The organism is Sunxiuqinia sp. sy24 (genome assembly GCF_052677165.1).
This window is the reverse complement of the sequence record NZ_JBQYLH010000011.1, coordinates 122,006-147,398: the sequence shown is the minus strand read 5'-3', so window position 1 is coordinate 147,398 and position 25,393 is coordinate 122,006. Positions and strand designations below refer to the sequence as shown.

Below are 25,393 nucleotides of genomic sequence, written 5' to 3'. Positions count from 1 at the left end.
CGCTAATTTCGTTTTATCATTTCGTACAAAATGGCATTCAGCATGGCAACGCCTACGGTACTGCCGCCTTTCCGGCCACGAATCAAGAGATAGGGAAGTCCGGATTCCTTCAGCATTTGCTTGGATTCGGCTGCGCCCACAAAACCTACCGGAACACCTATCACGAGGTCGGGGTTAATTTTACCTTCGGCATACAACTCGCATAACCGAACGAGTGCTGTAGGCGCGTTTCCGATTATAAAAATGCGAAAGCGATCGTCTTGAACGGCCTTGTTGATCCCGCAAATGGAACGGGTAATTCCTTGTGCTTTGGCTTCTGTAACAACTTCTTCATCGTGCACAAAGCATTGCAGCTCGCAACCCAGTTTTTGTAATGAAGGCTTACTTACTCCGGCTACGATCATGCTGGTATCCGCATAAATCCGGCAGGATTGCAGCAAAGCCTTTTTGCCGAGTTCAACTGCATCAGGGTGGGCTTCGAACAGCTGTGCATACTCAAAATCGGCAGTGGTGTGAATAACCCGCTTCACGATGGAGTCGTATTGCTCCGGTATCTGAAGGTGCGAAAGCTCCCTGGAAATAATCTCCATGCTGTCGCTTTCAATTCCCATTGGATTTAAATTCACGTAGTTGCTTTTTTCCATAGTGTACTAATTGCTTTTAGAAATTCGAAATTGGAGTAAAAGTGCACGTGGACATAGGCTGCGAGGCAATTCTCGCGACTAAGACCACATTCCCATTCAACGGATCTGTTGGGTTTGCTCAGATGATAAGTTTCTGTGTAGTTCTTGTGTGTTTTCTTTTGAACCAGTTGAGACCGGTGAAATTCATGACAGGGCGTAACTGTGTTGGCATAGTTGATTTGCGCATAACCAAAACGTTGTAGCCGGGTAGTCATTTGTACCGAAACATTAAAAACTCCACACATGGGCGTTTCTTCATTTTCCAGCGAAATGATGCTGTCTGTCAGATACATTAATCCGCCGCACTCTGCATAAACACTCAGGCCCGATTCGATTTTTTGCTTGATTTCCTGCATCAAAGCTCTGTTCTGCTGTAGTTCTGCGGAGAATACTTCAGGATAACCCCCACCGAGGTATAAGCAGTTGCAGGCGGAAGGAAGACAAGAGTCGTACAATGGGCTGAAATAATACAATGTGGCTCCCAGCGTTTCCAATAACTCCAAATTATCCTGATAATAAAAGCTGAATGCTTTATCGTGGGCCACTCCAATGTGCAGGTCGGATAAATCCAGATCCGGAAGATCAATTGCAACAGGTGAAGGTTGCCCGATTTCGGTAACTTTTAACAATGTTGAAATATCGATGGTTTCTTCCATTGTTTGCCGAAGAAGATTTACTTTACGGGGAAGCGTATCAACCTCATTGGCCTGTATCAAACCCAAATGACGACTTTCCAGCCCGATTTCTTTTCGGGTAGGCAGGTAGCCAATGCAGGCAATGCCTGTTTCCTCTTCGATAAGTGTTTGGAGAAATTCAAACCGTGCTTTGGATGACACGTGATTCAAGATCACGCCTCGCACATAGGACGGATTTTTTAGTTCGGCAAATCCTTTAATGATTGCGATGACCGATTGGTAAAGTCCTTTACAGTTGACCACAAGAACGACAGGCAATTTCAGTTTTTGCGCCATTTGCCAGGTTGAACCTGAGCCCTCTTTTCCCAACCCATCGTACATGCCCATGACACCTTCAACCACAGCAATATCGCTGTCAGCAGTGTGCGTGTGGAACAGGTGTTGCAAGCAATTATCATTCAATAAAAAGCTATCGAGGTTGTACGATGGCACTCCGGTTACGCGTCGGTGAAAGGCCGGATCGATATAGTCGGGACCGGTTTTAAAAGGTGCAACCTGCACTCCTTTTGATTGCAGTAAAGCCATCAGTCCAATGGTGACTGTTGTCTTTCCGCATCCACTGTTTGTGCCAGCTATTATAAATCCGTGCATAATTTTTTTGTTAGTCTGTTTACTAATTCGGCTTCATTTTCAGGAAGCTCTTTGGCTTTCATATCTGGTTGATGCATTCGGGCTAGCTTGACCAATAAGGGTTGTTCCAATCCTGCTTCCGCCAATGTTTCAGCATCGCTAAACACCTGTTTGGGTGATCCTATACTGAGTACCGCACCTTCTTTCAGCAGAATTACCAGGTCGGCCCAAACGTAGGCCTGATTCACGTCGTGCGTTGAGATGAGCAGTGTTTTCCCTTTTTTATTTTGGGCATCGAGTAATTCAAAGGTGGCACGAGAACTTTGCGGATCTAGATTTGAGGCTGGCTCGTCACAAATAATCAATTCTGGCTCCATGGCTAAAACTGATGCCAGGCATATCCGTTTCTTTTGGCCAGAGCTTAACTGATGGGGCGAATGATGTTTCAATTCCAGTAGATCGAAATGGTCGAGGTACTTTTCAACTTGTTCCCGAATCCATTTTTTATCTGAAAACAGATTGCTAAGACCGAAAGCTACTTCCTCGTAAACCGATGGAGCCACCAACTGGTTATCGCTTTCCTGAAATACAATGCCCACCTTTTGCCGCAACTCCTGCAAAGCTTTCCGGTTGTAGCGGTATTGTTTTCCCCGATAGTGGAGTTCACCATTCGTGGGTTTGTAAATTCCATTCAACAAAAGCAGAAGCGTTGATTTTCCGGCGCCATTGGCACCCATCAACGCAATTTTTTTGCCTTCAGGAAGTGCAAGATCAACTTCGGCTATTGCTTGTTTACCAGAGGGGTAGCGATAGCTTGCTACTTTTAATTCAATCAGACTACCAACCATAATTGCCGCAAATTAGAAGCAGAAAGACCAACATCGATGCCAGACCAACTGGTATTAGTAACTGAGAGATCGCAAAAGGTCTTTCTTCTTGCAAGAAACAATAGTTTTCTCCGGCACAACGCGCCTGCATGGCCGTTTCGAGCTGCCTGGCGTTTTTCATAGATTGATGAAATACCGCTGCCATTAAGCCGGCAAAAAGTGGAATGCGCTTCATCTTTTGGGAATATCCCAGGCGGCATTTTTGAGCCCGATGCATTTCAACACCGGTGTTCCGTAGGTTTTCAATAAACTTAAAAGTGATGACGAATAAATCGATCAGCAAGGCGGGAATCCTAAACTTTCGCATTAGCTCTGCAAGCTCAGATATAGTGTTGGTTAGAACCATAAAATACATGATGCTGATTAGCGCTAAACTTCTACTTACCAGTAAGGATGACAGTTGTATTCCGTGAGATGAAAAGCCAATCGACAGCTTGCCAAAAGAGACGAATGCTTTAGTTGACGGAATCTCCAGGGCAATCGCCATACTTCCGACCAGAATAAAGACGATCGGAATCCGATACAGACGAGCCAAATTTGATAAGCGAATCCGACTGACATACAGCAGGCACAGGTTAACCATCAGGAACATCGTAAAATTAAAGTAAAATGAGTCCGAAACCAATGTTAAAACCATAGCCGGAGCCCAGTATAAGGCCCGAATCGTTGGCGACAGCTCGCTCAAACGATGATCGTGTTTATAGATTTCAGTAATCCACATTAAACTTTCTTTTTGCTTTGCTTCCAAATGAAATAACTAATTACACTGAGGCCAATTATTGCCTGAAGTGCAAACAGTACAGGCTCGGCCCAGGGCTGATCAAACTCAAGTAAATGATTGGCCCAGGGCTGGTACTTTGGCGCTATTTGCTCAATTAGCTCAACGGACTGATCGTCAGTTCCCGTAAAACCGGGGAACAGCTCGGTGGCAAAAAACTGGATCAGCAATACCAGCAGACAGCCGCTAAGCAGATATATGATTGTTTTTCGTTTCATAAAGATTCGGATTGAGTTGTTCAATTTCTGCTTTACTTGTTCGCTGTATGTAACGAAATGCCAAAACAGTAAAAATGGCTTCAATAAAGGCCAGGGGGAGCTGCGTTACTGCAAAAATGGATAGAAACCTAATTAGGTTGCTACCAAAAGTTGCGGTAGAATCAGCAAAGGCTGCAGCCAGTTGGGCTGAGGTGCAACTATAAATAACCAGGTTCGAAACGAATGAAGCTCCGCCAACAGCCAGCCATTGCGGTGCTTTTACTCCTTTCAGAAAACGATAAGCCCAAACAGCCGAAAAAGCGCCGCAAACCGCCATTGAGAAACCATTGGCCCCTAATGTTGTTAAACCACCATGGGCAAGCAGAAGTGCCTGAAACAGCAGCACGATCAATCCGATTACCGACATACTCGATGCACCAAATAACAATGCTCCCAGAGCAATACCTGTTAAGTGAGAACTGCTTCCGGCGATGGACGGCAACTTCAATGAGCTTAATATGAATACATAAGCGCCTACTGCCGCAAAAAGCAATTTGGCATTCGGATGAGCTTCAATCGTCGTCTTTAGCCGGGAGAAGCCGGCAACTAAAACAGCCAGGTAAACGATCCACCAACCCATGCACCACGAAACCGGTAAAAATCCCTCGGCAATATGCATGCTGTTAGCAACACCCGGAAACAAAAGGCTGATCCCCAGATAGGCAAGCTTTTTCTTTGTCATTAGGCAATCTCCTGCACTTTTCGGTACATGATTTCAGCCATCAATGGTTCGCGGCCAATTGGTTTGCCAAAATGAAAATCTAAATGGGGGTATTTTTCTTTCAGTTGTGCCAGAATTTCCGGAATATCTTCTTTGATATGATTTCCGTTGAACAGAAAGTAGGGTATAACAAGTACTTTATTGATATCTGAATGAGCAATTTCGCCAACAACTTCTTCCAGCGAAGGTGATGCTAGCTCCATGTGAGCTCCGTATACAGTTCGCTCATTCAATTTCTCTTTCAGCAATTTTACAATGAAATTGAAATCTTCAACTGCCTGATTTGATTTACTACCATGGCCAACAATAATAACCGCTTGCTTTTGCATTTTTCTGTTTATTAAAATTATTAAACTCATCAAACGCAATGCCCGGAAAATAGCTACGAAAACTGTTTCGAAACCAGAAAAAGAAAGTTTGTAAATGAATGCCAAAAGTTGGTGTCCATTCGCCTTTATTCCCGAAAGCATTGTAATTCACAATTGGCAGGTCTTCTGGCTCGTCCTTTTTTGAGGCCTTCCCGTTTGGAAAACCAAACAGTGGCAAAAGTGTTCTCAAAAACTGATTATGGACTTACAGCTGCGGGTACAGCTCCGGAATTTTCTGTTGCAGAAGCACCGGATTCCCATATTAAGGTTTCTCCTGATAAAGAGAAATCCACCAACTGGTAGCAAAAATAGATAAAAATCGATTTACAACAGTATGCCAATGGTGGAAATTTATTGTTCAAAAAAAGATCTGAATAGCTGATTTTTTCTTATCTATCTGAGGAATAGAGACTATTTGAGTGAACAGCCTGACAATTTAGATTCGTTTTCTATTTCAATCTACTTTAGAAGAATGTACCGTAAAAAAAAGATGTTTTCACGGCTTCACATTCTTCACATTTTTCACAAAGCCGGGATTAACTCTCGGTCTGTTTTGGTAGCGGTATTTCCCGAATGCGGTTTAAATGGTTTAGTGCCATGTAGTTTAAAACTTCGGTTAGTTCGGAAATTGGAATTTTGGTAACTTTTGAAGCTTCGGCAATTCCGAAAGCGGCCTTTTGCATTGCTTTTATTTACTGCATGGCTAAAACTTGTTCCTCTGTTAAAGGGATCTTTTTTGTTTCCATTGTCCTAAAATTTAAAAAGGTTGATTAATATTCGATAAGAAAGCAACATTCTGACCGGTTCTCGGCTGTCGGCCTGTTTCAATGCCAAGGGCCATGCCTATCTTTATGAAACTCAAGATCGAGCTAAAGTAGGGGGTGGGACTTCGAAAGCAATTTTCTCTAGTTGATGATTACCCGAAGTCGACCTACTAGGTGTTACCATGCATCTTTTTACAGACAAATTATCTTCCTTCTGATTATTGAGGCCATTGAAGAGGGCTATATAAAGCAACTGAAAATACTTATCTATTTGGGATTTTTCCGTATCTTTTTTCTATTAAATCAAATAGTTATGAGTAAGATGATCAAGCTAATAAGGTATTTGTCTGTTTTGTTGGCTGTATTCTTGTTTTTTGACATGCTGGCAATCTTGTATTATCATGGTTGGTTCGACACAATAGAATTCATCGGAATCTTTGTTGCGCTATGTGTAATTTTTAGTTCATACAAACTAGCTTCTCTCCACCTTGATCTTAAGATTTATAAGCTGAAAAGTAAAATCAGATCGGTTAAATTAAAAGCTGAGTTGAATAAAATAAATGCAAGCATTTCTAAATCCAATAGGCCATGAAAATATTACACTTAGTAACGACAATTATTTCGATGATCGGCATTATTGTTTGGTATATCATTTATTCTAAATTTTTCTTTGAAATGCCGATTGGTTGGCCACTCGGAAAAATATTAAACTATTGGGCTGCTTTTATCTTCCCGTTTATATTGTTTTTCAATTATTCTTGGGGGCTGCTTTTTCCAAACGATGCGAAAATCCATCGCCTTGAAAAAGAGATTAAAATAGCGGAACTCGAAAAGGAACTGGCGGAACTTAATACAAAAGCAACTCAAGAGAGTTTAGCTCAGTCAACTTAAATCAATGATTTTCCCCTGTAAATTGGGAATAGAATGCTTATGAGCGTGTTGAACAGGGTAGAGTACCTTCTATTATCCCTGTTTCGACAAGATAGGGTATAAGCAGCATTTCTAAGATGCTGCTATTTTTGTACCAAGGTGATTCACGTCTTTGAATCTTCTTTTATTCAAAAAAACAGAATTACTTCCTTACCCGATTATAAACATCCTTACCAACATGCTGAGCCGCTACTTTCATCATATCATCGTCATTCATTAACCTGGTGAAGATTTCTTCGTTACCTTCCATTCGGTCAATGAATAGCCCTTCTAACATCTTACCGAAAAACTGCATAAAGTTTTCATAGGTGTTTACTTCGGCTGCTTCCTTAATTTTAAAATCTTCCAAAGCAGTTTCAATTACCTGGTCGAAAAACAATTGGTCAGCTAAGGTAAATTCAGTTCCGAAGCGTTCATTGAGCTTGTTTACTAAAGTTGATAACTGCACATGCTCATCCTGCCCTTTACCTGTTCCAACTTCATCAGGACCATAAACGGGCTCTGCTTCACCTGCCTCAAGATTAATACTTCCTTCACTTATCTTCTGTAGTCGATAATATTTCAGAACAACTTCATCTTCAAGTTCATATTTGCCGGTCTGCCGTTTGGGTAATTTTGAATGCAAAAATTTCAAGTAAGTATAGAGTTTCTCCAAGTCGGAATCCTGATACGGAATTATCTGTGATAGAAAACCATATAGATGTCTAAAGCTTATTAATTTCCCTTTAAACTCTTCCTGTTCCTCTTCATACAAGCCTTTAAAACGCTCTACAGCTAAATCTAAGACACTATTTATTTTTTTATGGTCTCCTGGTGTTGGCTCCTGACGATTTTTGTACCATACATTGCAAAATGCCGTGATTTCGTCATCTGTATATATCTGATATTCTTGCAACGCATGTTGTAAGCGGTATAATGTATGAGGATCGGCATCATCTCCTTTTTCGGTAACAGTATAATACTGTTTGAATGAATTAAAAATCTCCTCGCGCTCGTTCACAAAGTCTAACACAAAGGTACTTTCTTTACCTGGGGCAATGCGGTTTAATCGAGATAAGGTTTGAACGGCCTGGATACCCGATAATCGTTTATCGACATACATAGTATGCAATAAGGGTTGATCAAAACCAGTTTGATACTTTTCGGCGACTAACAAGACCTGGTACTCATCGGTATCAAATTTTTCGGGCAATTCGGATTCTTTAATCCCATTATTCATACTTGTTTCAGTGTAGGATATATCTGAATTATCCGGGTCAGCTACTGAACCTGAAAAAGCGACTAATGATTTTATGCCGGTATACCTTTTTTCGTTTAAAGGCAGATGCTTTTCTTTTTCCTGATGCTCTTTAATGTATTCATCGAAAGCTAGCTTATACTTTACGGCCTGTAAACGCGACTTCGTAACAACCATTGCTTTCGCTCTTCCCCCTAATAAATGCTTCGTTGAGTTGATAAAGTGCTCCACAATGATTTCTACTTTTTGCGAGATGTTATGCGGATGCAAATCAATAAAACGGGTTAAGGCCAGAGCTGCTTTCTTTTTAGGTACTTCCGGGTCGTTTTTGATATTCTTTAAAAGCCCTGTGTATCTTTTATAGGTCGTGTAATTCTCCAATACATCCATAATGAAGCCTTCCTGAATGGCTTGCTTCATGCTGTAATCATGGAAAGGTGCTTTTCCGTTTTTACCTGGTTCATTAAAAACAGCAAGCGTTTTAAATTTTGGTGTAGCAGTAAAGGCAAAGTAACTGATGTTCTTTTGCTGCGGGCGCTTTAACATCTCTCTCAATAAGGCTTCTTTTGCTTCATCAGATAGATCATCTTCGTCCATGTCCAATAGTTGTTCAGCAATGGCTGCCTGAATGCCTTCTTTATTTAAGACCTTGCGCAATTCCATGGCAGTTTCACCGGACTGCGAACTATGCGCCTCGTCAATAATAACTGCAAAACGTTTACCGGCAGTATCTATTTTAACCTGCTCTCCCTTTTTCTCCAAGGTTTCGATGGCTTGCGCAATGAATGGGAACTTCTGAATGGTAGAAATAATGATGGGCACTCCTCCTGAAAGTGACTTAGCCAACTGCTGCGTATTCTCATCTATCTTTTGAACCACACCTTGTTTGTGCTCAAACTGATAGATGGTATCTTGCAACTGTTGGTCGAGAACTCGGCGATCGGTAATAACAATGACTGAATCAAATACTTTTTCATCCTGTTCATTGTGCAAACTTGACAATCGGTGTGCTAACCAGGCAATGGAATTGGACTTGCCGGAACCGGCAGAATGCTGTATTAAGTAGTTATGCCCTGAACCTTTCTGTTTAGCACTACCAACCAAATCCCTCACGGCATCCAACTGATGATAGCGAGGGAAAATCATGGTTTCCTTCGTTTTTCGGATAATGCCCTTCTTAGTTACTGTTTTGGTTTCACTTACCTGAAGGTGCATGAAACGCGCCAGGATATCTAACAAAGAATCTTTTACTAATACTTCTTCCCACAAATAGCCTGTTTTGTAATTATCCTCATTGGGAGGATTACCGGCTCCATTATTAAATCCCTTGTTAAATGGCAAAAAGAACGTATCCTTTCCTGCTAATCGGGTAGTCATTGATGCCAAATCAGTATCGACTGCAAAATGCACCAATGCACGTTCCTTAAATTTAAAGATAGGTTCAGTTGGTTGCCGGTCAACCTTATATTGATGGATGGCGTTATCAATGGATTGGCCTGTTAGGTGATTTTTCAGCTCCATGGTAACCACCGGCAACCCATTTAAGGACAAAACAACATCGAGCGAAAGATTTGGATTTTTAGGACTGAAATGAACCTGGCGCGTAATGGTAAGAATGTTGTTTTTATAATCTTCCCAGGCCTGTTCATTTAATTTGCTATTGGGTGTAAAAAACGCAAGGCGAAACTTTTTTCCAAAGCATTTAAAACCATGGCGCAACACGTGCAATGCGCCTTTTAATGCCAATTGCTTACAAAGGTCGTTAATCAGAGTCTCTTCAGCCTGGTTACCCAACAGTTGTTGCAAAGCTTTCCATTTTTGCTCTTGTGTTTTGGATATAAAATCTACAACATCACATGGGAAAAGCGCTTTTTCAATATCATAAGTATTGGGGTTGCCTTTAACATACCCACCCTTATCAATCAGATGCCTTTCTATTGCTTTTTCAAATTCTATTTCTTTATGGATGCTCATCAATTACCTCCTTTCTTACATCTATTTGGCCTGTTACAGCTGCAGTGATTAAAGCTCCACGGTATTCTTTGAGTTGATTAATGCTCAATTTTGCTTTTTCGATTAAAGGGTCATATTTGATGAGTTCTCTATTTATGAAATCAGATATTTGTAGTTGTTCTTCTTGCGGTGGTTTTGGTAGCGGAATACCCCCAAGGTTCTCTTTTGTTAACTTAGGCTGTGCTGCACCTGTTATCCACGGAGTATAATCTATAATACATAATAGATTAGACCAATAATCGAATGTTTCAGGGGCAGATGACAAAATATGAGCATGATTATTTACCCAGTATTTACCTGTTGCAATAAAAGCCAAAGGTGTTGATCTGCTCAATAGATTTGCTCCATCTTCCGCTATAAGTATTAGGTCTTCATCAAAAATATAATCTTCCACATAATCTATAATGCCCGAGGCTCCATAATAAGGGAACTCTTTTGACATTTTACTCCTTTCTTCGGCACTCAATGGTATTCTTCTTCTGTTTAAAGATTTTAGTTGATATTTTAGAGGTATTACCTCCCAATGCTTCGGAATCTGCCCCAACCAATCAATACCCGAATCTTTCATTTCCGCATCCGGATGAAGCCCTTTGGTTACGGCCTGGGTAATAATGGCTGTGCGTTTTTCGGCCAATAGTTTCAATAGCTCTTCTTTTTCGTTTATAAGCTTATCAATCTGTGCCGTTTTTCTGTCGAGGAAAGAGGCGATTTGGATTTGTTCTTTTTTCGGAGGAAATATGAGCTTGCATTGACTCATTGCCTCTTGAGAAATCCCAAAGAAAGTTGTTCCTGTTTTTACAAGGTCAATATAGAATTTGAAATGCTTACCTGCCAATTGGTAATACATATACCTTGTATCGTAATATTCATCAAATGGTCTTAAAACAAGTAAATGACTGTTCAGAGATGCTTTATTTGGTGCAGGTATTTTATCAACATAAAGAAGTTTTCCAATTGTTCCATCTTTTGTAAATAACAAGTCATTTTCTTTAAGTTGAATTTCAGGGGCTTCGTTATACCTTTCATGTGAAATATGATAAACTTCATCCCACCTAATTACACCATCCTTAAAGTTCATACCAGTTATTAGAAAGGGGTCTTCTGGATTATTATTAAATTCCGATTGCTTTAATCCCTGCCAACCAATCCGTCCTTTCATATATGACACATGACCAAATTTACGAACAGTCCAGCCTTTAGGAATTCTACCAATCCATGAAATATCTGTATTCGAATAGATTTCGTAAGTTTTCATGATTATAACTTTAAGGCTTTAAGCATTCCTAAAATCTCATTTTCCACGTGTTCTATATCCGATTCAATCTTATTTAATTCACGCGGTGGCTCATACACATAGAAATGTCGGTTGAGTGGTATTTCGTAACCCACTTTGGTCTTTTTATGGTCAATCCAGGCATCAGGCACATGTGGCAATACTTCTTTTTTTAGATAAGCTTCGCAGTGCTCCTCTACCAACTCTAACAAATCCGTATTTTTCGCTTTCTTGTCGTAATCAAATGGCAAAGGCAACATGATATCATTTGGCAAAGGTACCAATTCGGTATCTCGCAAATCGGCATCAGGTTCAGGGTTGCCTTTAGCATCGCGGCAAATTTCAGCTTTGGGGTCTTTTTCTGATAAGGCAGAGAGAATGGCTTTTTGTACTGGGGCATCTAATTTTAAACCGGCTGCCTTTATTGCTTTCTTCAGTGACTTTAAAAAGATAGCTCGGTCCATTATCAGCTCATCACTTTTCATGCCTTCAAGCATTTCAAGAATGGCTTGTTGGAAGGTTTTACCTTCGGCTATTTCTTTGTCAATTTCTTCTTTGTTCTTGCGTTTTTTAGATTCTGCAAGCCCTTTAAAGGCAGGTTCATCATGCAGTTTGGCAATGCGTTCATCATTTACCCGGAAGTTTAAGCGTAAAGGCCGTTCAACGGTCATTTTCAGGTAACCAAACTCACGGTTATCAAACACCTTGGAAGCTACTTTTTCCTGCCCTTTTCCTTCACACAGGAACTTAGAAACCGAATCGTGTCCATTCTCACCATAGAGGCGTGTAATTTCCTGAATATGGTCGTCTGACATCAGGTTACGCTTATCCCCCAAACTTTTACTCATCTTCTGGTAATGTTTGGTGGCATCAATCAACTGAACTTTACCTTTGCGCTCAGGTGTCTTTTTATTGCTTACCAGCCAGATATAAGTGAATATACCTGTATTGTAAAACAACTGGTTAGGCAAAGCTACCACGGCATCAAGCATGTCATTTTCGATAATCCAACGACGGATATTGCTTTCACCCGAACCGGCATCACCAGTAAACAACGGTGACCCATTAAAAACAATGGCAATTTTTGAACCATCACCACCAAACTCCGGACTTGGATGCATTTTAGAAATCATGTGCAGCAAAAACAATAATGCTCCATCGTTTATGCGTGGTAATCCAGGACCAAAGCGCCCTGTAAAACCAAAACTCTTGTACTCCTTCTCAACAGTATCTTTTTGCGGCTTCCATTCCACTCCAAAAGGTGGATTAGCCATCATATAATGAAACTTTTTATCCGGATGACCATCTCCTGTTTTGCCATCACCTAGTGTATCGCCATAGGTAATGTTGTCTAAAGGTTCATCTTTAATCAGCAAGTCGGAACAGCAAATTGCATACGATTCACCATTGTACTCCTGACCATAGAGAATTAAGTGGGCATTGGTATTTTCTTTGCGGATATGTTCTTCAGAAACGGACAACATACCACCGGTACCACAAGTAGGGTCATAGATGGTGCGGATAATACCAGGTTTGTACACATCTTCTTCATCGGTATAAATCAGATTGGCCATTAAGCGAATCACTTCACGCGGTGTAAAGTGGTCTCCAGCTTCCTCATTGGCTTGTTCGTTAAACTTACGCACCAACTCTTCAAACACATAACCCATCTGTAGGTTCGTGACACGGTCGGGATGTAAATCAACAGATTTGCCATCCTCGGTTTGCACAAACTCCTTTATAATCATGTAAAGCCGGTTCGCATCATCAAGCTTGGTAATTTCTTCTTCAAACTTGAACTTTTCGAAAATTTCCTTGGCCTTGGGGGAGAATCCATTGATGTAGGTAACCAGGTTACGCGAAATATTGTCAGGGTCAGCCAATAATTTTTTGAAGGTATATTTACTTGTGTTGTACAAAGGATGTTTTCGGTCACCTGAAGCAGTCTTGCCTAATATTTTTACAATCGCTTTTTCGGGCTGACCTTGAGCTAATAATTGCTCATACTTTTTTACTACTGCTTCATGAGTAGGCTCAAGTACGCAATCAAGCCTGCGTAAAACAATCATTGGCAGCATTACTCTCCTGTATTGGGGGGGGCGATAAGGTCCTCTTAATTTATTGGCAATATTCCATATAAGTCCGACTTATTCGGAGTGTGTGTTTTGAGTCATTTCTTTTTGCTTATTTTGATGCACACCACAATGTCAGCCGATTGGCCTAAGTTGGGATGCCTATGAGTTTTCGGGTCATAACAACCTTTTCCACTCAATATTAATTATTATGAGTGTTGTTTTGAAAATCCTGCAAAGTATGCAATTCAACCGTATAATTATTCCAGATAAGGTAATTTAGTTTCATTCTAAAGGCTACTGAAAATCTAAGGTGCATAGCTCTAATTTTGCCCAATAAGCACAAATGCATCTATTTGGGGGGAATTACACCAGGTGCTTTCAATGGGGGAGTTAGAGTAGAATCCATACAGCAGAGATAGTTATGGGTTTTGATTTCATATTCGTTTCTATTTTATTCTGAATTTATTTGGTCTTCTTTTCTCCGTGTTTGAGGTGGAGCTAAAATTTTCTGTGGCGTTTTCATTATTATTAAATAACTATTATATAACTAATATAGTCACTTTTTTGTCAAAGTTTTCAAGGAAAAATTGCTTCAAATTTCATAATTATTTTTGCATGCACACAATAAAAAAATGAAATCCAGCTTCTAATCTGTGATAAAAAGCTATTTCAGCCTAAAAACAAGTTCCTATAAATCTAGTTTGAAATAGGATTGTTTTCTGAATAACACTAAGAAAAAATCAACCATTAAGACATTCTATAATTGGGGCACATCAAATTAAAGTCAAAACATATTGTTTTTCTTTTCAGGATAAGCAGAGAGTCTTCTATTTCCTGATTTTAGAAGTATAAATTGATGATTTACCCAAAAACTTTTCATGAGCGACAAAAGTATCAGGCTAGACTTTAAAATGGCAAAAATGCCATTATATGAGGCTATTTAAAAGAATTAGAATGGGAAGGATTCAGCCAGATAGAAGTAGTCGGTTAACGGGAGGGCTTTGGAGATTATTTTTTGCTTGATCATTTCCTCAATATGAGGTATTAGACTTCTGTGTACATGATTGTTTTGTCCAATCACTTTTAATGCCACCTCTAAGAGCCGTTCTGTGTTTATTGTTTTGGGTGATTCATTTTTAATGCATGTGAGGTGGTAGTTAATTAAGTAGTCTGCCAGATCAAGACCTTTTTCTTTTTCCAGGGGAGAGGCTATTGAATTCAATAAACGTGATACCGATACCTGAACCTCATTTTGTAGGCTTTTAGCCTTCGATGCCCATTGGGTATAGTTATCCAGGTCAGGATATAGTACAACTTTTCGTCCTGCTAAAACCTTGAACTTTTCAATATTTAGATTGCTTGAACCACCTGAAGCCAGCCATATAAATTCAGGAAAAAAGTAACAGGCAATAACTGCAGTCTTTTCTGACTCAACAATAACCACGGTTTTTGAATTATTTCGGAGTAAGTGTTCTCCAAAGAAGCACTGATTTAGATGATAGTTGCTTCCAGTCAGTAGGTTGTGCGCCCAAGTAATATGGTTATATGGTACTTTAACTCGTTTCCCGGATTCTGAGTCATAGAGCATTACTTTTCCTGTTCTTATTTTTCCATTGATATCGACTTGCCAGAATACCGTAGCTCCGTTCCAATGTGTTGAAGTTCCAATATAGTATTTTGCCACAAGCTGGTTAGCTGCACAATTTCCCAAAAGTTTGTTCAAAAAGATTACAAGGTTGTTTTGATCGTATTTTTTCAAGCTCATTTCAAGCTGCTTAAACTCAATCTGAGAAGCCAGGCGGATAGGTGATTCTGCAGGTGTTTTAAGCTTGATATCTTGCGAACCGTAAAGACCGTGGTCGGCAAAATATTGCTTAGGTGTATAATGGTAACCGCATTTATGCTCACGGTTGCACCTCCCTACCATCTCCGCAATGTAGTTGCCTGAATAAGAGTCAATGTAGCGAACAAAAGATGCACTTTTCCCACACAGAGGACAAGTATGCCGGCTTCGTTTTCCGGAGTAGGTTTCAAGTTGGTATTTATAGTTATTCATGGCATTCTTTGTTATTTCAACAACTTGCTTTAACTTCCTGACTATGTGCACTAAGTGGGGTTATTCATTATTCACCCTCTAGGGTTTGAATAATGAATGATTTACGTTTTTAAATATCTGCTTACCGTGGCTTGAGAGATTTCAAGATGCCCTGCTATCTCTGCTTGAGTTTTACCCTCCGAGGCCATTCTTAAAGCAAGCTCCTTGTTTTCAGACCTTTTTGAGGTCGTTAGCCTTTCAAAATGTCGTCGTTCTTTTGTCATTGTAAAGTGACGATCATTGTCAAATCGTAAGACAAAGCTTTCATTCTTATATTCGGCTGAAAGATAATTGCCCTTTACGATGCATAAGTGTCTAAAGTCAGGGGTGTTGCTGTCGGTTCTGAGTTCAATGACGATTCGCATTTTCGCTTCAAATCCTTGTGACCCGAGAAGATTGTGTTTACTTGGTGCAAGTTCCTCGGTGCGCTTACCTGTATGATGGAGAAAAACGATTAAACACCTGTATTTTTGGGCCAATTGGCTATACGAATTAAGAAATGTACGAACTTGATTTGAATCGTTCATACTTCTCCCGTAGATATCCGTAAACGCATCAATTACAATTAAATCAACACTTTGGGTCAGGAGTAGTGATTTTAACCTACTGAGAAGGTTCTCTGTGTCAAAAATATAAGTTAAGCCGCAGTATTCTTCAGGCTTTAGGTTCTTCGTTTTGCAAGCCTCTTTTAGTAAGAACGAAATTGCATCATCATCATCTTCAGTGCTTACATAGATTGCTCTTTTATTTGGGGTATTCAATTTGAAACCTAAAAACTCCTTTTCTCCAATACAGACTGCAATTGCTAGCTGCCTTAAAAAAGTACTTTTCCCCGTGTCACTGCTTCCTGCAAAGCCACAAAGTCCAACCTTAGGAAGAATTGGTTCCAAAAGGCAAGGAATCTTTGAAATGTTACGGTTAAGCAATTCCGTTGCCGTGTAAACTCCATTCCTTGAATCCTCATTGTATTCCGTTGTCATTTTTTTAATATCTGCAGCTACTTCTACTGGCTTAAATAATGAAAGATCAAAACCAGGTGAGTTGCCTGCAGCGTAAATGTGATTGGCGTTTAGTGGATTAGCAGCTGTGCTGTTATTGGTTATAATTTTTTCCATTACATTATTTCTTTAAATTTTATGAAAGCAGCGTCAAAGCTCCGATAAGTCCAGGCAGAATACCCGAAAGCATTTGACTTGGGATAATACTCTTTACCAAATCGAGTGTCGACCCTTCTTGAAAAGGTGTCATAGTAAGTTTCGTAGGCTATAAGGACTTTGTAGAGGTAGGCATTGGGTGATGCCAGAACTTGTTCAAAACAAAACCCTTTGACTTCGCCTTTTCCGAAGAATTGCTTAGGAAGTAATTCAATTTTCATAGTTTCAGTATTTTGAGGAAGAAAGTTCATAGGCTTCTGTAGAGCGTAATAACAGAGTGGGGGTGAGTGTCATTTGCCATTATTAGCCTGTGTACTTTCTTGCTTTTTCCTCAATTTCTTCGTTAGTCATTCTTCTACCTTTCCTTAGGTACTCCAGTAGGTCGTTACGGGAGAAGTAAAGGCGCTTACCTCGTTTAATTACAGGAAGCTCACCTTTTGACGATTTACTATATACTGTTGGGATTGAAAGCCCCAAAAAATCTGCAGCCCGATCAATAAAAAAGAACTCATCTGGTGGTGGTAAGGGGGGGGTATCAAAGCATGCGTGAGTTGGGAGTGGTAATCGTTCATTAATCGTGTTCTCAAGTCTGTCAAGCCTTTCGTTAATTGAAATAAATGGATTTTCCATAGTTTTAAATTTTAAAAAAATTATATGACAAAGTTGAGCGATTGGAAACTTAAGAACCGGTTCGAACCGGTTCCTAAATTCTAAGGAAAACGAAACAACGAACATAAAACACTAGTACATTGCGGGAGAATGCATAGAAAAACAACAATACCGCAAGCTCTGTATTTTAATTTACAGGGTTGCGGTATTGTTGTGAAGAGATCAGAATCTACAGTCTACAAGGACATCACGCCATTCTATTGGCAAAGGTTTTTTAAAAATACAAGCTCATGGTCAACTTGCTCCCTTTCATTGGGGGATAGGTGAGGTTTTACCGATTCAAGGAGTTTAATTTTGTTTCTATTTTTCAGTTTACTTCCAGCATCCCCTGTTCGCTCGCTAGGTCGGCGCAGTAAGTTGTAGGCTTGGCGTAACTTTTTCCCAGAGTTTTCAGCCTTGAAGCCGTGCATACCTGCAATGCTATTTGCATTTTCAATGGTAATTGCTTTGTTTTTATATGCATAAATCAGTGCAATCTGCTTTAATGAAAGTTCCGGTGAAGTCATTGCCTCCGGTATGCTTTTTAGTGCAATAAGGTCCGAATAATATTGTCTTAAACTTTTGTTTAATTCCTCGTAAAAATGGCAGTAGGTCTCCATAAAAAGCTTATAAAGCTGCTTCTCAAGATAAGTCAGGGTGAAATTGTCAGGAATGGTTTCTATCGGCCCCATGCAAATGATATTTTTGCATGTTTCGAAAAGAATTGCTGCTCTATTTGAGGGATGGTATTCATGGTAATATATCCACTGTTTCTGAAAAAAACCAATCACTCTTTCAGTCGGTAAGGCAGATAATTGCTTAATAACTGCAGTAAATGTTTTTTTTTGCTTTTTCATAAATTCGTTCTGTGAAATATCTGTTTTCATGAAACGTATTATTCGTTCTTCTTCCATAAGAGTACTTCCCCATCCTAAAAGTTCATCAATATCCATATCGTCAACCAGTTCCAATTTCACTTCTGGACACGGGAATTTTATGTTAAACCAAAGGTCACTTACCAGTCTCCCGTATTCTATTTCGAATAATGCAAATACATTCTGTATGACCTTATAGGTTTTTACTGGATTTTCCATGGTAATTTAAATTATAAGTTTAGGACAATAATGTTAGCTGCTTTTTGTTTGGCCTCATCCATGATTTTGGTATAAATCTGGGTCGTTTTTAGGTTTTTATGTCCTTAGTTTGGACACAGTGTAAATGTCGGTTCCACCGGCTAACTGTAAAGTGGCATAAGTATGCCGGAAACAATGAAAGGTTATGTTTTTGGTAATTCCAGCTACCCTAATCCATTGAAGCAGCTGCTTGTTCAGGTGTGCTGAGTATTTTAAGCCCTTGAATACTTTTCTTTCTGCTTCACCAGGTTCGCCCATGAAAGACACAGCCTGTGCGGATATTGGTAACACTTCGTTACCTTTCGTTTTCTTTTGAGTAAACTTCAAGAAATAAATGCCATCGTATTCTTCCAGCTCTTCCCATGTGAGCTTTTGAATATCAGAAAACCTCAGTCCGGTTAGGGCAGAAAACAAGGCTGCCCGTTTCAACAAATCATTACTGCAGGTCGTTTTTACAAGCTTATTCAACTCCTTAATTGAAAGGTACTCCCGTTTTGTATCTATTTCTTTAATGCTGCGGACTTTGCTGTTCAGGTCGGTTTGTAAAAACCCATCTTTGAACGCTTGCCTAAGCGCTGCTTTGACCTTGTTGAAATATGCAGAGGCAGTATTCTGTGATAGGGGAGTCTTTTTACTTCTATTGCTTTTGGTGGTCAGTAGGAATTTCTTGAAGCCTTCCAGGTAGCTTTCAGATAGCTCCCCAAACTTGACAGTTCCTCCCGAATAACTTTTTAGGTATTTTAGAGCAGCTATCCAGTTTTCATAGTTAGAATTATTCCGTGACGTTGCAATCTGTTCGAAGTAAGTAACAAAGCAGCGGTTGGATAATTCCCTTCTTCTTAGCTGTTCCCGTTCGTATTCACTGTATATTTCAGGCTTGTTTAGTTCATTTTCCCGCTTATGACGTATCGCCTCTGCTAATTTCAGAGTTTCCAAATTTCCAGCTTTGTCAATCGGCGTTTTGGGATTTTCTAAGATGTACATTTTCAGAAACTCCCTTCGGGTTAGCTTTCCATCATGCATAACCGCGGGGTAGAAATCCAAATACAGGCTTTTTCGTCCACCTGAAATTTTCTTTTGCCTTAGTGCTACTTTGATTCCTGTCATGTTGGAAATCTTTACTTCAAAATGTCATCAATGAGCCTCTTCGGTACGAATGCAAACTTCCCTTTCCGAATTTTGGGAATATTGTTCCTTTTAACTATTTGCTGGATTAGACTTTCAGATACGCCAAATTTGTTTTTTATATCCTTCAAGGTATAACACTCTTCAAATGTATAATAGTAGGGCGTTCGTTTCTTTATCTTTTTGCTGAACAGGTCGTTAAGGTCACTTCTGGTTACAATCGTTTTCTTCTCAAGGATATTCGTTGCTTTCAGTTTCCCTGAGTTAATTAGCTTATAAATATTCTGCCTTGAACATCCAATCAATTTTGAAACCTGTGTAACTGTCAAAAACTCCCGACTATTCAATTCTTCAGTTCGTTGGGTCTTTATTTTGCGCATTTCATTATCCGACCGCTGAAGCTTTTCGGTTCGTTTCCGCTCTTTGTAGGCGCGTTTCGCACAAATATCTCCGCAAAACTTTGTTACCGTTGTTCGGGCTATGAATTCACTCCCACAAAACTGACAAATCCGCTGTACCTGAATTTTGCTGCTCATCGAAATATCGGTGTTAAATTGTTCCAAAGTATTCCAAAGTGTAAACTTTGTCAACCAAAAAGAGAGCTAACAATTATAGCTCTTTTGTATAAGGTACAATAAAGGTACAAAATCTAGCAAAATAAACAATAGCCATTAACAAAAAACAATAAATACAAGATATTAAAAAAGCCCTGTAGCCAGGGCTTTATATTGTGTTGTTATGTGTTTGGTAGTTGTTTTATTTATTATGATTACTTTCCGATACAAAAGTTTTTAAATATATGGCCCAGTACTTCGTCGTTGCTTATCTCACCAGTAATTTCACCCAGGAAGTGCAAGCATTCACGAATATCCTGAGCCAAAAAGTCGCCGCTAATCCCATTGCGCAAACCATCGATTACCCTGGCAACTGCCAGGTGGGCATTGGTAAGCGCTTCGAAATGGCGAATATTGGATACAATTACGTCAGTGCCTTCGGGTTGCTGCAATTCCGCATTTTCTTTGAGTAATTCAATCAGGGCTTCCAGATTTTGTTGCATCTTAGCTGAAATAAAAACCAAGTCCTCATTTTCACCCAAACTAAAGGCATCCAGCATTTCCTTTATTTTGGCATTACCTCCAATGTCGGCCTTGTTGCCAATGATGATCAGCTTTTGATCTTGAATGCGTTCACGAATCAGCTCCACGCGCTGACGAATTAGGTCGATGGGGTTCGACAAGTCGGTTACCAGTAGCACAATCTCAGCTTGTTCCAGTTTACTGTAACTGCGCTCAATTCCCATATTCTCAATCTGATCGACTGTTTCGCGTATACCAGCCGTATCGAAAAAGCGAAAGGCAGTTCCATCAATATTCACCACATCTTCAATGACATCGCGTGTGGTTCCGTGAATATCAGAAACGATGGCTTTTTCCTCGTTAAGAATCGCATTTAACAAGGTCGATTTACCCACGTTGGTTTCGCCTACAATGGCGACAGGAACACCGTTTTTAAGAACGTTTCCAAGTTTGAATGAACTGGCCAGCTGGTGGAGAAGTTGTTCTATTTTCTCTGTCAAATCAACCAACTGCTTACGATCGGCAAATTCTACATCCTCTTCACTAAAATCCAGCTCTAACTCTACCATGGCAATGAAATGCAAAAGCTGGTCGCGGAGTTTTTTTATTTCGGATGAAAATCCGCCGCGCATTTGCTTTAATGCCATTTTATGGTTCGATGCGTTGCTTGAAGCAATCAGATCGGCTACGGCTTCGGCTTGTGACAAATCCATTTTCCCATTCAGAAACGCCCGCTGGGTAAATTCTCCGGGACGAGCCATGCGTGCACCATTTTTTAGCAGTAATTCCAGAATGCGCTGCTGAATATAGACGGAGCCGTGACAGGTCAATTCAACCACATCTTCTCCAGTAAAGGAGTGGGGCGTTCGGAACAAGGCAGCCACGACTTCATCAATGATTTCAGCCTCTTCGCGTAGGGTTCCGACATGTAGCGTGTTGGCTTTTTGGTCGGCCAGCTTTTTATTTTTTGCCGGCGACTGAAATACCTTGTCGGCAATTTGTATGGCATTCTCACCCGACAAACGGATGGTTGCAATGGCCCCAACTCCGGGCGATGTTGCAATGGCGCATATGGTAGATTGATCAATCATTTTATCGTATAATTTGAAATGCAAAAGTACAAAATGTGAGGGGAGTGGCAAGTCGCTAAAAGCAGCCTCTTTCGGGAAGAGCGATAAATTAATTCGTAAACTTAAAATGTTTAAAATAGATAACAGGTAATTCTTTGATGCGCGGCTGTTCCTTTTCAAACCAAACATTGAGAAGGCGTTCGGCAATAAATCCAATTACACGCTCTTGGTACTCTTGGTATTCGGCGAGTTGGATGCGGCTTTCAAATTCAAATAAGAGGTCGAACAACCACGCCATGAGCCGATCAAAATCAGGTCGTTTCATAACAAACATGTTGTTGGCATACATGCGTTTGCTTGCCAGCATCTGCTCAAACGCGATGCTGTAGTCGGAGTATTTCTCCTGAATGATGGATTGAAGCAACTCAAGATCTTTTTCGTTGTGATACCGCTGGTAGTGCTTCCGAACCGTGTATTTGAGCTTTCTCTTGGTGGGTAAAATCACATCATATTCATTGAGCAGATCAATAATCTCATTCTCGCTCAACACGGCATGTTTAAACTTCCGAACGTCTTTCGTGTAAATTAAGCCATATCGTTTGTAATGAATTCCGACAAGATAATAGAGCATTCGTTTAAACCGATAGGGTAGTGGCTCTGCTTGTTGTGTTAAAAAACGGCGATAGTGCACCACGCCTACAATATCTTGAATGGTATTCTTCCATACCCAGTAAGTTCCTGTCAGTTCGCTGTAGTAGCTGTTTTTTGAAGAGATGTGATCGCCGGTGTCATCGCCTTGCATTTCCAAAGCGGCATTGGAAAGTGCATTGCCTGCCATTACCGGAATATAAAGAGCTTGGTCTATGATTACCGGTGCTTTCTTATAAAAGAAGGTGTAAAGTTCAACTTTTGGTGTTTTTTTCATTCGTTTTCTCGATGTTTTAATAGTTGAAGAACTAGGCTGTTCTATTGTAAAGGATTTTTTTGAAATGCTTATTCATTTCCTCCAAATTGCCGGATGAATAGTTTTTTATCAGATTCAAGTCATCAATCAGTAGATCAATTTCCCAATTCTTCTCGCCATATTTTCGAATAAGCTTGCTCCAGCGACTTCTGAATTTCAACTTGCTTTTCAAGCTGCGATCCATAATTAGACGTTTTTTAATAACAGGAATTCCTCCTTCTATCAACTCTGTATAGTGTTTATGAAAGATATTAACTGGTTTCAAAGCATCTTTTTTAACGGCCATGTGTTTGCTGTCCACAAATGTGCAACAGGTCAGGTTTTGCGACAATAAGTACTGTGTCAATCCGATTTCCCAGTCATTGATTACTTTTCTTCGCAGTTTCTTCAGATCTCTTTCTTTGATCATTTGATTGTAATCGATCGTTTTGAAAAAATCGGGTAAACTCGCAATTGCCTTGTTGTTAAAAACAACAAAATGGCTTTGAATGTGATAACTATCTTCGTGCTCCGAAAACCAAGGCTTTTCATGAGAATCAACCAAGCCCCAGACATCAGCCTGTTGTGCTTTGCCCCAATCAAAAAGGAAATTCAATTTGCCAAAAACGACATTAGAGTCATTAATACATGCAATTTGATTATAATTTGACGGATCAATTGATTGGAATCCTTTATAAAATAGGCCAAAATCATATCCCTCATTTTTTTCAAATTGAATACGAACGCTTTTATTTAGTAAGCTGGGCTTCTGGCTAATTCTTCTGTCATTCGTAATCATGATCACCTCATCAAAATAATGTTCTAATTCATTGAGATAATATTGCACATAAACCGGGAAATAATCTCCTGAAAAATGATGCAGAAAAAAACACAAATTCTTCTTTCTTTCAATCATAGACACACAAATAGCTGCTTTTTTAGTAGGACGAAGATAACTATTTAGATTGGGCTCCCAAGATATATGAACTTACAAAGTCATTTAAATTAAGGGAGCGTCAATAGAAGTCGGTTAAGTTTGTCATTTTTGAATTATACGGTTTAAAAGTCGGCAACTAAATGGCAAAAAGCCTCTTTGATTATGTATTTCAAGACTGGATTTGACTTACTTTGACTGTTTTTTATATACTTTTGCTTTGAAAATAAATTTCCATAAAAGAATAAATTATGAAATTATTAGAAGGTAAAACGGCTCTGATTACTGGTGCTTCAAGAGGTATTGGTAAAGCCATAGCAATAAAATTTGCCGAAGAAGGCTGTAATATCGCTTTTACAGACCTTTTTGACGATGAAAATATGAAGGCAACTGAAAATGAGCTGAACGCTATAGGCGTAAAAGCCAAAGGGTATGCCTCAAACGCAGCTGATTTTGCAGACACTGACCGTGTTGTAGCAGAAGTGGTCAACGAATTTGGACAAATTGACGCATTGGTAAATAATGCCGGAATTACTAAAGATACGCTATTGATGCGTATGACCGAGGAGCAGTGGGATGCTGTAATTAATGTCAATCTGAAATCTGTTTTTAATTTCACAAAAGCAGCCCAGAAAATCATGTTGAAGCAACGTTCAGGCTCAATCGTTAACTTGAGCTCGGTGGTTGGTGTGAGTGGAAACGCTGGTCAGTCGAACTACTCGGCGTCGAAAGCAGGTATCATCGGGTTTACCAAGTCAATTGCTAAAGAATTGGGTTCACGGGGCATTCGCAGTAATGCTATCGCTCCTGGATTTATCATTTCCGAGATGACAGGTAAAATTCCAGAAGATGCCCGCAAAGCATGGGAAGCCAATATTCCGATGAAAAGAGGAGGTACTCCTGAAGAGGTTGCTAAAACAGCTTTATTTCTTGCCTCTGATTTGTCGAGCTATGTTAGCGGCCAAGTGATTAATGTTTGTGGAGCCATGAACACCTGATTCATTTGAAAATAAGATATCGAGCCGTCACAGAATAATGTGGCGGCTTTTCTTTTTATTGTAATCATGAGAAAAGCGCTATTTTTTGGTTTAACGACCCTGGATATTCAATATTTTGTTGATGAATTTCCGGCGGGGAATGTGAAGGTGAAGACAAAGCCACCCGAGTTTTTAGTTGGAGGACCCGCAACCAATGCTGCGGTTGCTTATTCCACACTTAATGGAAAAGCCAGTTTGGTCACTGCTGTTGGCTCACATGCCTTTCAATCTATTTTTAAAAGCGATTTAGCGGCCTGCAATGTTAAGTGCATTGATCTTTTAGAAAATGTGCAAGCCCAGCCAGTATTGGCTTCCGTTATCAGTTCATCCAATGGCGAACGAACCATTTTCACACACCATCCCAATCCGATTTCACAAGCGGTGAATGAACGGAAACTTTTCGATCAGCTACAACCTGATGTTTTAATGTTGGATGGTTTTTATCCGGAAATTGCCGCTAAGCTAGGCTGTGAGGCACAAAAAAGACAGATTCCTGTTGTTTTTGATGGAGGAAGTTGGAAGTCGCACTTGCCCGAACTGCTGCCTTATGTGAACTATGCCATTTGTTCGAATGATTTTTACCCGCCAGCATGCCAGCAGGCGGAAGAGATTTTTCACTTTTTGGATCAATACTCGATTGCATGCCAGGCAATCACCCGAGGAGGAGATCCAATTCTGGTTAATGATCGAGGTCAACGGGCTCAGGTGGCGGTTCCTCAAGTAGATGTTGTTGACACGCTTGGTGCCGGAGATTTCTTTCATGGGGCTTTTTGCTACTATCTTTTAACTAAAAACAATTATCACCAGGCACTCCAGAAGTCGGCGGAATTTGCCTCCCAAACTTGCTTATTTAAAGGAACCCGCGATTGGCTAAATAAACAGGAATAAGGACTTTTCTTTCACTCTGATTTTTCATAACTTGTTTGC

23 protein-coding genes and 1 riboswitch are annotated in these 25,393 nt (G+C 40.0%); of the genes, 3 read left to right on the top strand and 20 right to left on the bottom strand.

Annotated elements, in window-relative coordinates:
* Positions 1 to 2 precede the first annotated feature (2 nt).
* The 7 genes from ACUNWA_RS11320 to ACUNWA_RS11290 are packed head-to-tail and all read right to left on the bottom strand — an operon-like array spanning position 3 to position 4,920.
* Entirely contained in the window at positions 3 to 644 is a 642-nt protein-coding gene (locus ACUNWA_RS11320) for a precorrin-8X methylmutase (RefSeq protein ID WP_445592024.1), read from the bottom strand.
* Complete coding sequence (locus tag ACUNWA_RS11315; RefSeq protein ID WP_445592023.1) at positions 623 to 1,969, bottom strand: cobyrinate a,c-diamide synthase; 1,347 nt, start codon at positions 1,967 to 1,969, stop codon at positions 623 to 625. Before ACUNWA_RS11315 ends, ACUNWA_RS11320 begins: the two co-directional genes overlap by 22 nt.
* Complete coding sequence (locus ACUNWA_RS11310; protein WP_445592022.1) at positions 1,954 to 2,796, bottom strand: energy-coupling factor ABC transporter ATP-binding protein; 843 nt, start codon at positions 2,794 to 2,796, stop codon at positions 1,954 to 1,956. The genes ACUNWA_RS11315 and ACUNWA_RS11310 overlap by 16 nt, the downstream gene beginning before the upstream one ends.
* A complete protein-coding gene (locus tag ACUNWA_RS11305) occupies positions 2,786 to 3,556 on the bottom strand; it encodes an energy-coupling factor transporter transmembrane component T family protein (protein WP_445592021.1) in 771 nt (256 codons plus the stop codon). Before ACUNWA_RS11305 ends, ACUNWA_RS11310 begins: the two co-directional genes overlap by 11 nt.
* Complete coding sequence (locus tag ACUNWA_RS11300; RefSeq protein ID WP_445592020.1) at positions 3,556 to 3,831, bottom strand: energy-coupling factor ABC transporter substrate-binding protein; 276 nt, start codon at positions 3,829 to 3,831, stop codon at positions 3,556 to 3,558. The genes ACUNWA_RS11305 and ACUNWA_RS11300 overlap by 1 nt, the downstream gene beginning before the upstream one ends.
* A complete protein-coding gene (locus tag ACUNWA_RS11295) occupies positions 3,800 to 4,552 on the bottom strand; it encodes an energy-coupling factor ABC transporter permease (RefSeq protein WP_445592019.1) in 753 nt (250 codons plus the stop codon). Before ACUNWA_RS11295 ends, ACUNWA_RS11300 begins: the two co-directional genes overlap by 32 nt.
* Positions 4,552 to 4,920: a sirohydrochlorin chelatase gene (locus ACUNWA_RS11290; RefSeq protein ID WP_445592018.1), complete on the bottom strand. Its 369-nt coding sequence runs from the start codon at positions 4,918 to 4,920 to the stop codon at positions 4,552 to 4,554. Before ACUNWA_RS11290 ends, ACUNWA_RS11295 begins: the two co-directional genes overlap by 1 nt.
* 138 nt (positions 4,921 to 5,058) lie before the next feature.
* A riboswitch (cobalamin riboswitch) is annotated at positions 5,059 to 5,271 on the bottom strand.
* A gap of 1,040 nt (positions 5,272 to 6,311) precedes the next feature.
* Here ACUNWA_RS11290 and ACUNWA_RS11285 point away from each other — a divergent pair.
* Positions 6,312 to 6,614 carry a hypothetical protein gene (locus ACUNWA_RS11285; protein WP_445592017.1) on the top strand — a complete coding sequence of 101 codons (303 nt, stop codon included), beginning with the start codon at positions 6,312 to 6,314 and terminating at the stop codon, positions 6,612 to 6,614.
* A gap of 181 nt (positions 6,615 to 6,795) precedes the next feature.
* Here the strand turns inward: ACUNWA_RS11285 and ACUNWA_RS11280 are convergent, their stop codons facing one another.
* From ACUNWA_RS11280 to ACUNWA_RS11220, 13 genes are all read right to left on the bottom strand, one after another.
* Positions 6,796 to 9,864, bottom strand: coding sequence for a type I restriction endonuclease subunit R (locus tag ACUNWA_RS11280; protein WP_445592016.1), 3,069 nt, complete (start codon positions 9,862 to 9,864; stop codon positions 6,796 to 6,798).
* The gene (locus tag ACUNWA_RS11275) at positions 9,851 to 11,158 is read right to left on the bottom strand and encodes a restriction endonuclease subunit S (RefSeq protein ID WP_445592015.1); all 1,308 of its coding nucleotides are present in this window, start codon (positions 11,156 to 11,158) and stop codon (positions 9,851 to 9,853) included. Before ACUNWA_RS11275 ends, ACUNWA_RS11280 begins: the two co-directional genes overlap by 14 nt.
* A gap of 2 nt (positions 11,159 to 11,160) precedes the next feature.
* Complete coding sequence (locus ACUNWA_RS11270) at positions 11,161 to 13,305, bottom strand: type I restriction-modification system subunit M (protein WP_445592036.1); 2,145 nt, start codon at positions 13,303 to 13,305, stop codon at positions 11,161 to 11,163.
* Positions 13,306 to 14,200: 895 nt separating this feature from the next.
* On the bottom strand, positions 14,201 to 15,307 hold the full coding sequence (locus ACUNWA_RS11265; protein WP_445592014.1) for a DUF6371 domain-containing protein: 1,107 nt from the start codon (positions 15,305 to 15,307) through the stop codon (positions 14,201 to 14,203).
* A gap of 101 nt (positions 15,308 to 15,408) precedes the next feature.
* Entirely contained in the window at positions 15,409 to 16,461 is a 1,053-nt protein-coding gene (locus ACUNWA_RS11260) for an AAA family ATPase (protein WP_445592013.1), read from the bottom strand.
* Positions 16,461 to 16,721 (bottom strand): hypothetical protein, encoded by a 261-nt coding sequence (locus ACUNWA_RS11255; RefSeq protein ID WP_445592012.1) that lies wholly within the window; start codon positions 16,719 to 16,721, stop codon positions 16,461 to 16,463. Before ACUNWA_RS11255 ends, ACUNWA_RS11260 begins: the two co-directional genes overlap by 1 nt.
* A gap of 82 nt (positions 16,722 to 16,803) precedes the next feature.
* Positions 16,804 to 17,130 carry a helix-turn-helix domain-containing protein gene (locus ACUNWA_RS11250; protein ID WP_445592011.1) on the bottom strand — a complete coding sequence of 109 codons (327 nt, stop codon included), beginning with the start codon at positions 17,128 to 17,130 and terminating at the stop codon, positions 16,804 to 16,806.
* A gap of 236 nt (positions 17,131 to 17,366) precedes the next feature.
* Positions 17,367 to 18,242 (bottom strand): hypothetical protein, encoded by an 876-nt coding sequence (locus tag ACUNWA_RS11245; protein WP_445592010.1) that lies wholly within the window; start codon positions 18,240 to 18,242, stop codon positions 17,367 to 17,369.
* Positions 18,243 to 18,338: 96 nt separating this feature from the next.
* Positions 18,339 to 19,388 (bottom strand): site-specific integrase, encoded by a 1,050-nt coding sequence (locus tag ACUNWA_RS11240; protein ID WP_445592009.1) that lies wholly within the window; start codon positions 19,386 to 19,388, stop codon positions 18,339 to 18,341.
* Positions 19,389 to 19,399: 11 nt separating this feature from the next.
* Positions 19,400 to 19,942 carry a helix-turn-helix transcriptional regulator gene (locus tag ACUNWA_RS11235; RefSeq protein ID WP_445592008.1) on the bottom strand — a complete coding sequence of 181 codons (543 nt, stop codon included), beginning with the start codon at positions 19,940 to 19,942 and terminating at the stop codon, positions 19,400 to 19,402.
* A gap of 233 nt (positions 19,943 to 20,175) precedes the next feature.
* The gene (gene mnmE / locus ACUNWA_RS11230; RefSeq protein WP_445592007.1) at positions 20,176 to 21,573 is read right to left on the bottom strand and encodes a tRNA uridine-5-carboxymethylaminomethyl(34) synthesis GTPase MnmE; all 1,398 of its coding nucleotides are present in this window, start codon (positions 21,571 to 21,573) and stop codon (positions 20,176 to 20,178) included.
* An 88-nt stretch (positions 21,574 to 21,661) separates the two neighbouring features.
* A complete protein-coding gene (locus ACUNWA_RS11225) occupies positions 21,662 to 22,477 on the bottom strand; it encodes a DUF4422 domain-containing protein (protein WP_445592006.1) in 816 nt (271 codons plus the stop codon).
* A gap of 31 nt (positions 22,478 to 22,508) precedes the next feature.
* Positions 22,509 to 23,411 carry a rhamnan synthesis F family protein gene (locus ACUNWA_RS11220; protein ID WP_445592005.1) on the bottom strand — a complete coding sequence of 301 codons (903 nt, stop codon included), beginning with the start codon at positions 23,409 to 23,411 and terminating at the stop codon, positions 22,509 to 22,511.
* A 269-nt stretch (positions 23,412 to 23,680) separates the two neighbouring features.
* Between ACUNWA_RS11220 and fabG the strand changes: the two genes are divergently transcribed.
* Together fabG and ACUNWA_RS11210 are read left to right on the top strand one after the other, a co-directional pair.
* Positions 23,681 to 24,427, top strand: coding sequence for a 3-oxoacyl-[acyl-carrier-protein] reductase (gene fabG / locus ACUNWA_RS11215; RefSeq protein ID WP_445592004.1), 747 nt, complete (start codon positions 23,681 to 23,683; stop codon positions 24,425 to 24,427).
* A gap of 66 nt (positions 24,428 to 24,493) precedes the next feature.
* Complete coding sequence (locus tag ACUNWA_RS11210) at positions 24,494 to 25,354, top strand: PfkB family carbohydrate kinase (protein ID WP_445592003.1); 861 nt, start codon at positions 24,494 to 24,496, stop codon at positions 25,352 to 25,354.
* Positions 25,355 to 25,393 lie beyond the last annotated feature (39 nt).

Coding starts and splice junctions, on each gene's coding strand:
- ACUNWA_RS11320 (WP_445592024.1), bottom strand. CDS start 644: ATGGAAAAAAGCAACTACGTGAATTTAAATCCAATGGGAATTGAAAGC.
- ACUNWA_RS11315 (WP_445592023.1), bottom strand. CDS start 1,969: ATGCACGGATTTATAATAGCTGGCACAAACAGTGGATGCGGAAAGACA.
- ACUNWA_RS11310 (WP_445592022.1), bottom strand. CDS start 2,796: ATGGTTGGTAGTCTGATTGAATTAAAAGTAGCAAGCTATCGCTACCCC.
- ACUNWA_RS11305 (WP_445592021.1), bottom strand. CDS start 3,556: ATGTGGATTACTGAAATCTATAAACACGATCATCGTTTGAGCGAGCTG.
- ACUNWA_RS11300 (WP_445592020.1), bottom strand. CDS start 3,831: ATGAAACGAAAAACAATCATATATCTGCTTAGCGGCTGTCTGCTGGTA.
- ACUNWA_RS11295 (WP_445592019.1), bottom strand. CDS start 4,552: ATGACAAAGAAAAAGCTTGCCTATCTGGGGATCAGCCTTTTGTTTCCG.
- ACUNWA_RS11290 (WP_445592018.1), bottom strand. CDS start 4,920: ATGCAAAAGCAAGCGGTTATTATTGTTGGCCATGGTAGTAAATCAAAT.
- ACUNWA_RS11285 (WP_445592017.1), top strand. CDS start 6,312: ATGAAAATATTACACTTAGTAACGACAATTATTTCGATGATCGGCATT.
- ACUNWA_RS11280 (WP_445592016.1), bottom strand. CDS start 9,864: ATGAGCATCCATAAAGAAATAGAATTTGAAAAAGCAATAGAAAGGCAT.
- ACUNWA_RS11275 (WP_445592015.1), bottom strand. CDS start 11,158: ATGAAAACTTACGAAATCTATTCGAATACAGATATTTCATGGATTGGT.
- ACUNWA_RS11265 (WP_445592014.1), bottom strand. CDS start 15,307: ATGAATAACTATAAATACCAACTTGAAACCTACTCCGGAAAACGAAGC.
- ACUNWA_RS11260 (WP_445592013.1), bottom strand. CDS start 16,461: ATGGAAAAAATTATAACCAATAACAGCACAGCTGCTAATCCACTAAAC.
- ACUNWA_RS11255 (WP_445592012.1), bottom strand. CDS start 16,721: ATGAAAATTGAATTACTTCCTAAGCAATTCTTCGGAAAAGGCGAAGTC.
- ACUNWA_RS11250 (WP_445592011.1), bottom strand. CDS start 17,130: ATGGAAAATCCATTTATTTCAATTAACGAAAGGCTTGACAGACTTGAG.
- ACUNWA_RS11245 (WP_445592010.1), bottom strand. CDS start 18,242: ATGGAAAATCCAGTAAAAACCTATAAGGTCATACAGAATGTATTTGCA.
- ACUNWA_RS11240 (WP_445592009.1), bottom strand. CDS start 19,388: ATGACAGGAATCAAAGTAGCACTAAGGCAAAAGAAAATTTCAGGTGGA.
- ACUNWA_RS11235 (WP_445592008.1), bottom strand. CDS start 19,942: ATGAGCAGCAAAATTCAGGTACAGCGGATTTGTCAGTTTTGTGGGAGT.
- mnmE (WP_445592007.1), bottom strand. CDS start 21,573: ATGATTGATCAATCTACCATATGCGCCATTGCAACATCGCCCGGAGTT.
- ACUNWA_RS11225 (WP_445592006.1), bottom strand. CDS start 22,477: ATGAAAAAAACACCAAAAGTTGAACTTTACACCTTCTTTTATAAGAAA.
- ACUNWA_RS11220 (WP_445592005.1), bottom strand. CDS start 23,411: ATGATTGAAAGAAAGAAGAATTTGTGTTTTTTTCTGCATCATTTTTCA.
- fabG (WP_445592004.1), top strand. CDS start 23,681: ATGAAATTATTAGAAGGTAAAACGGCTCTGATTACTGGTGCTTCAAGA.
- ACUNWA_RS11210 (WP_445592003.1), top strand. CDS start 24,494: ATGAGAAAAGCGCTATTTTTTGGTTTAACGACCCTGGATATTCAATAT.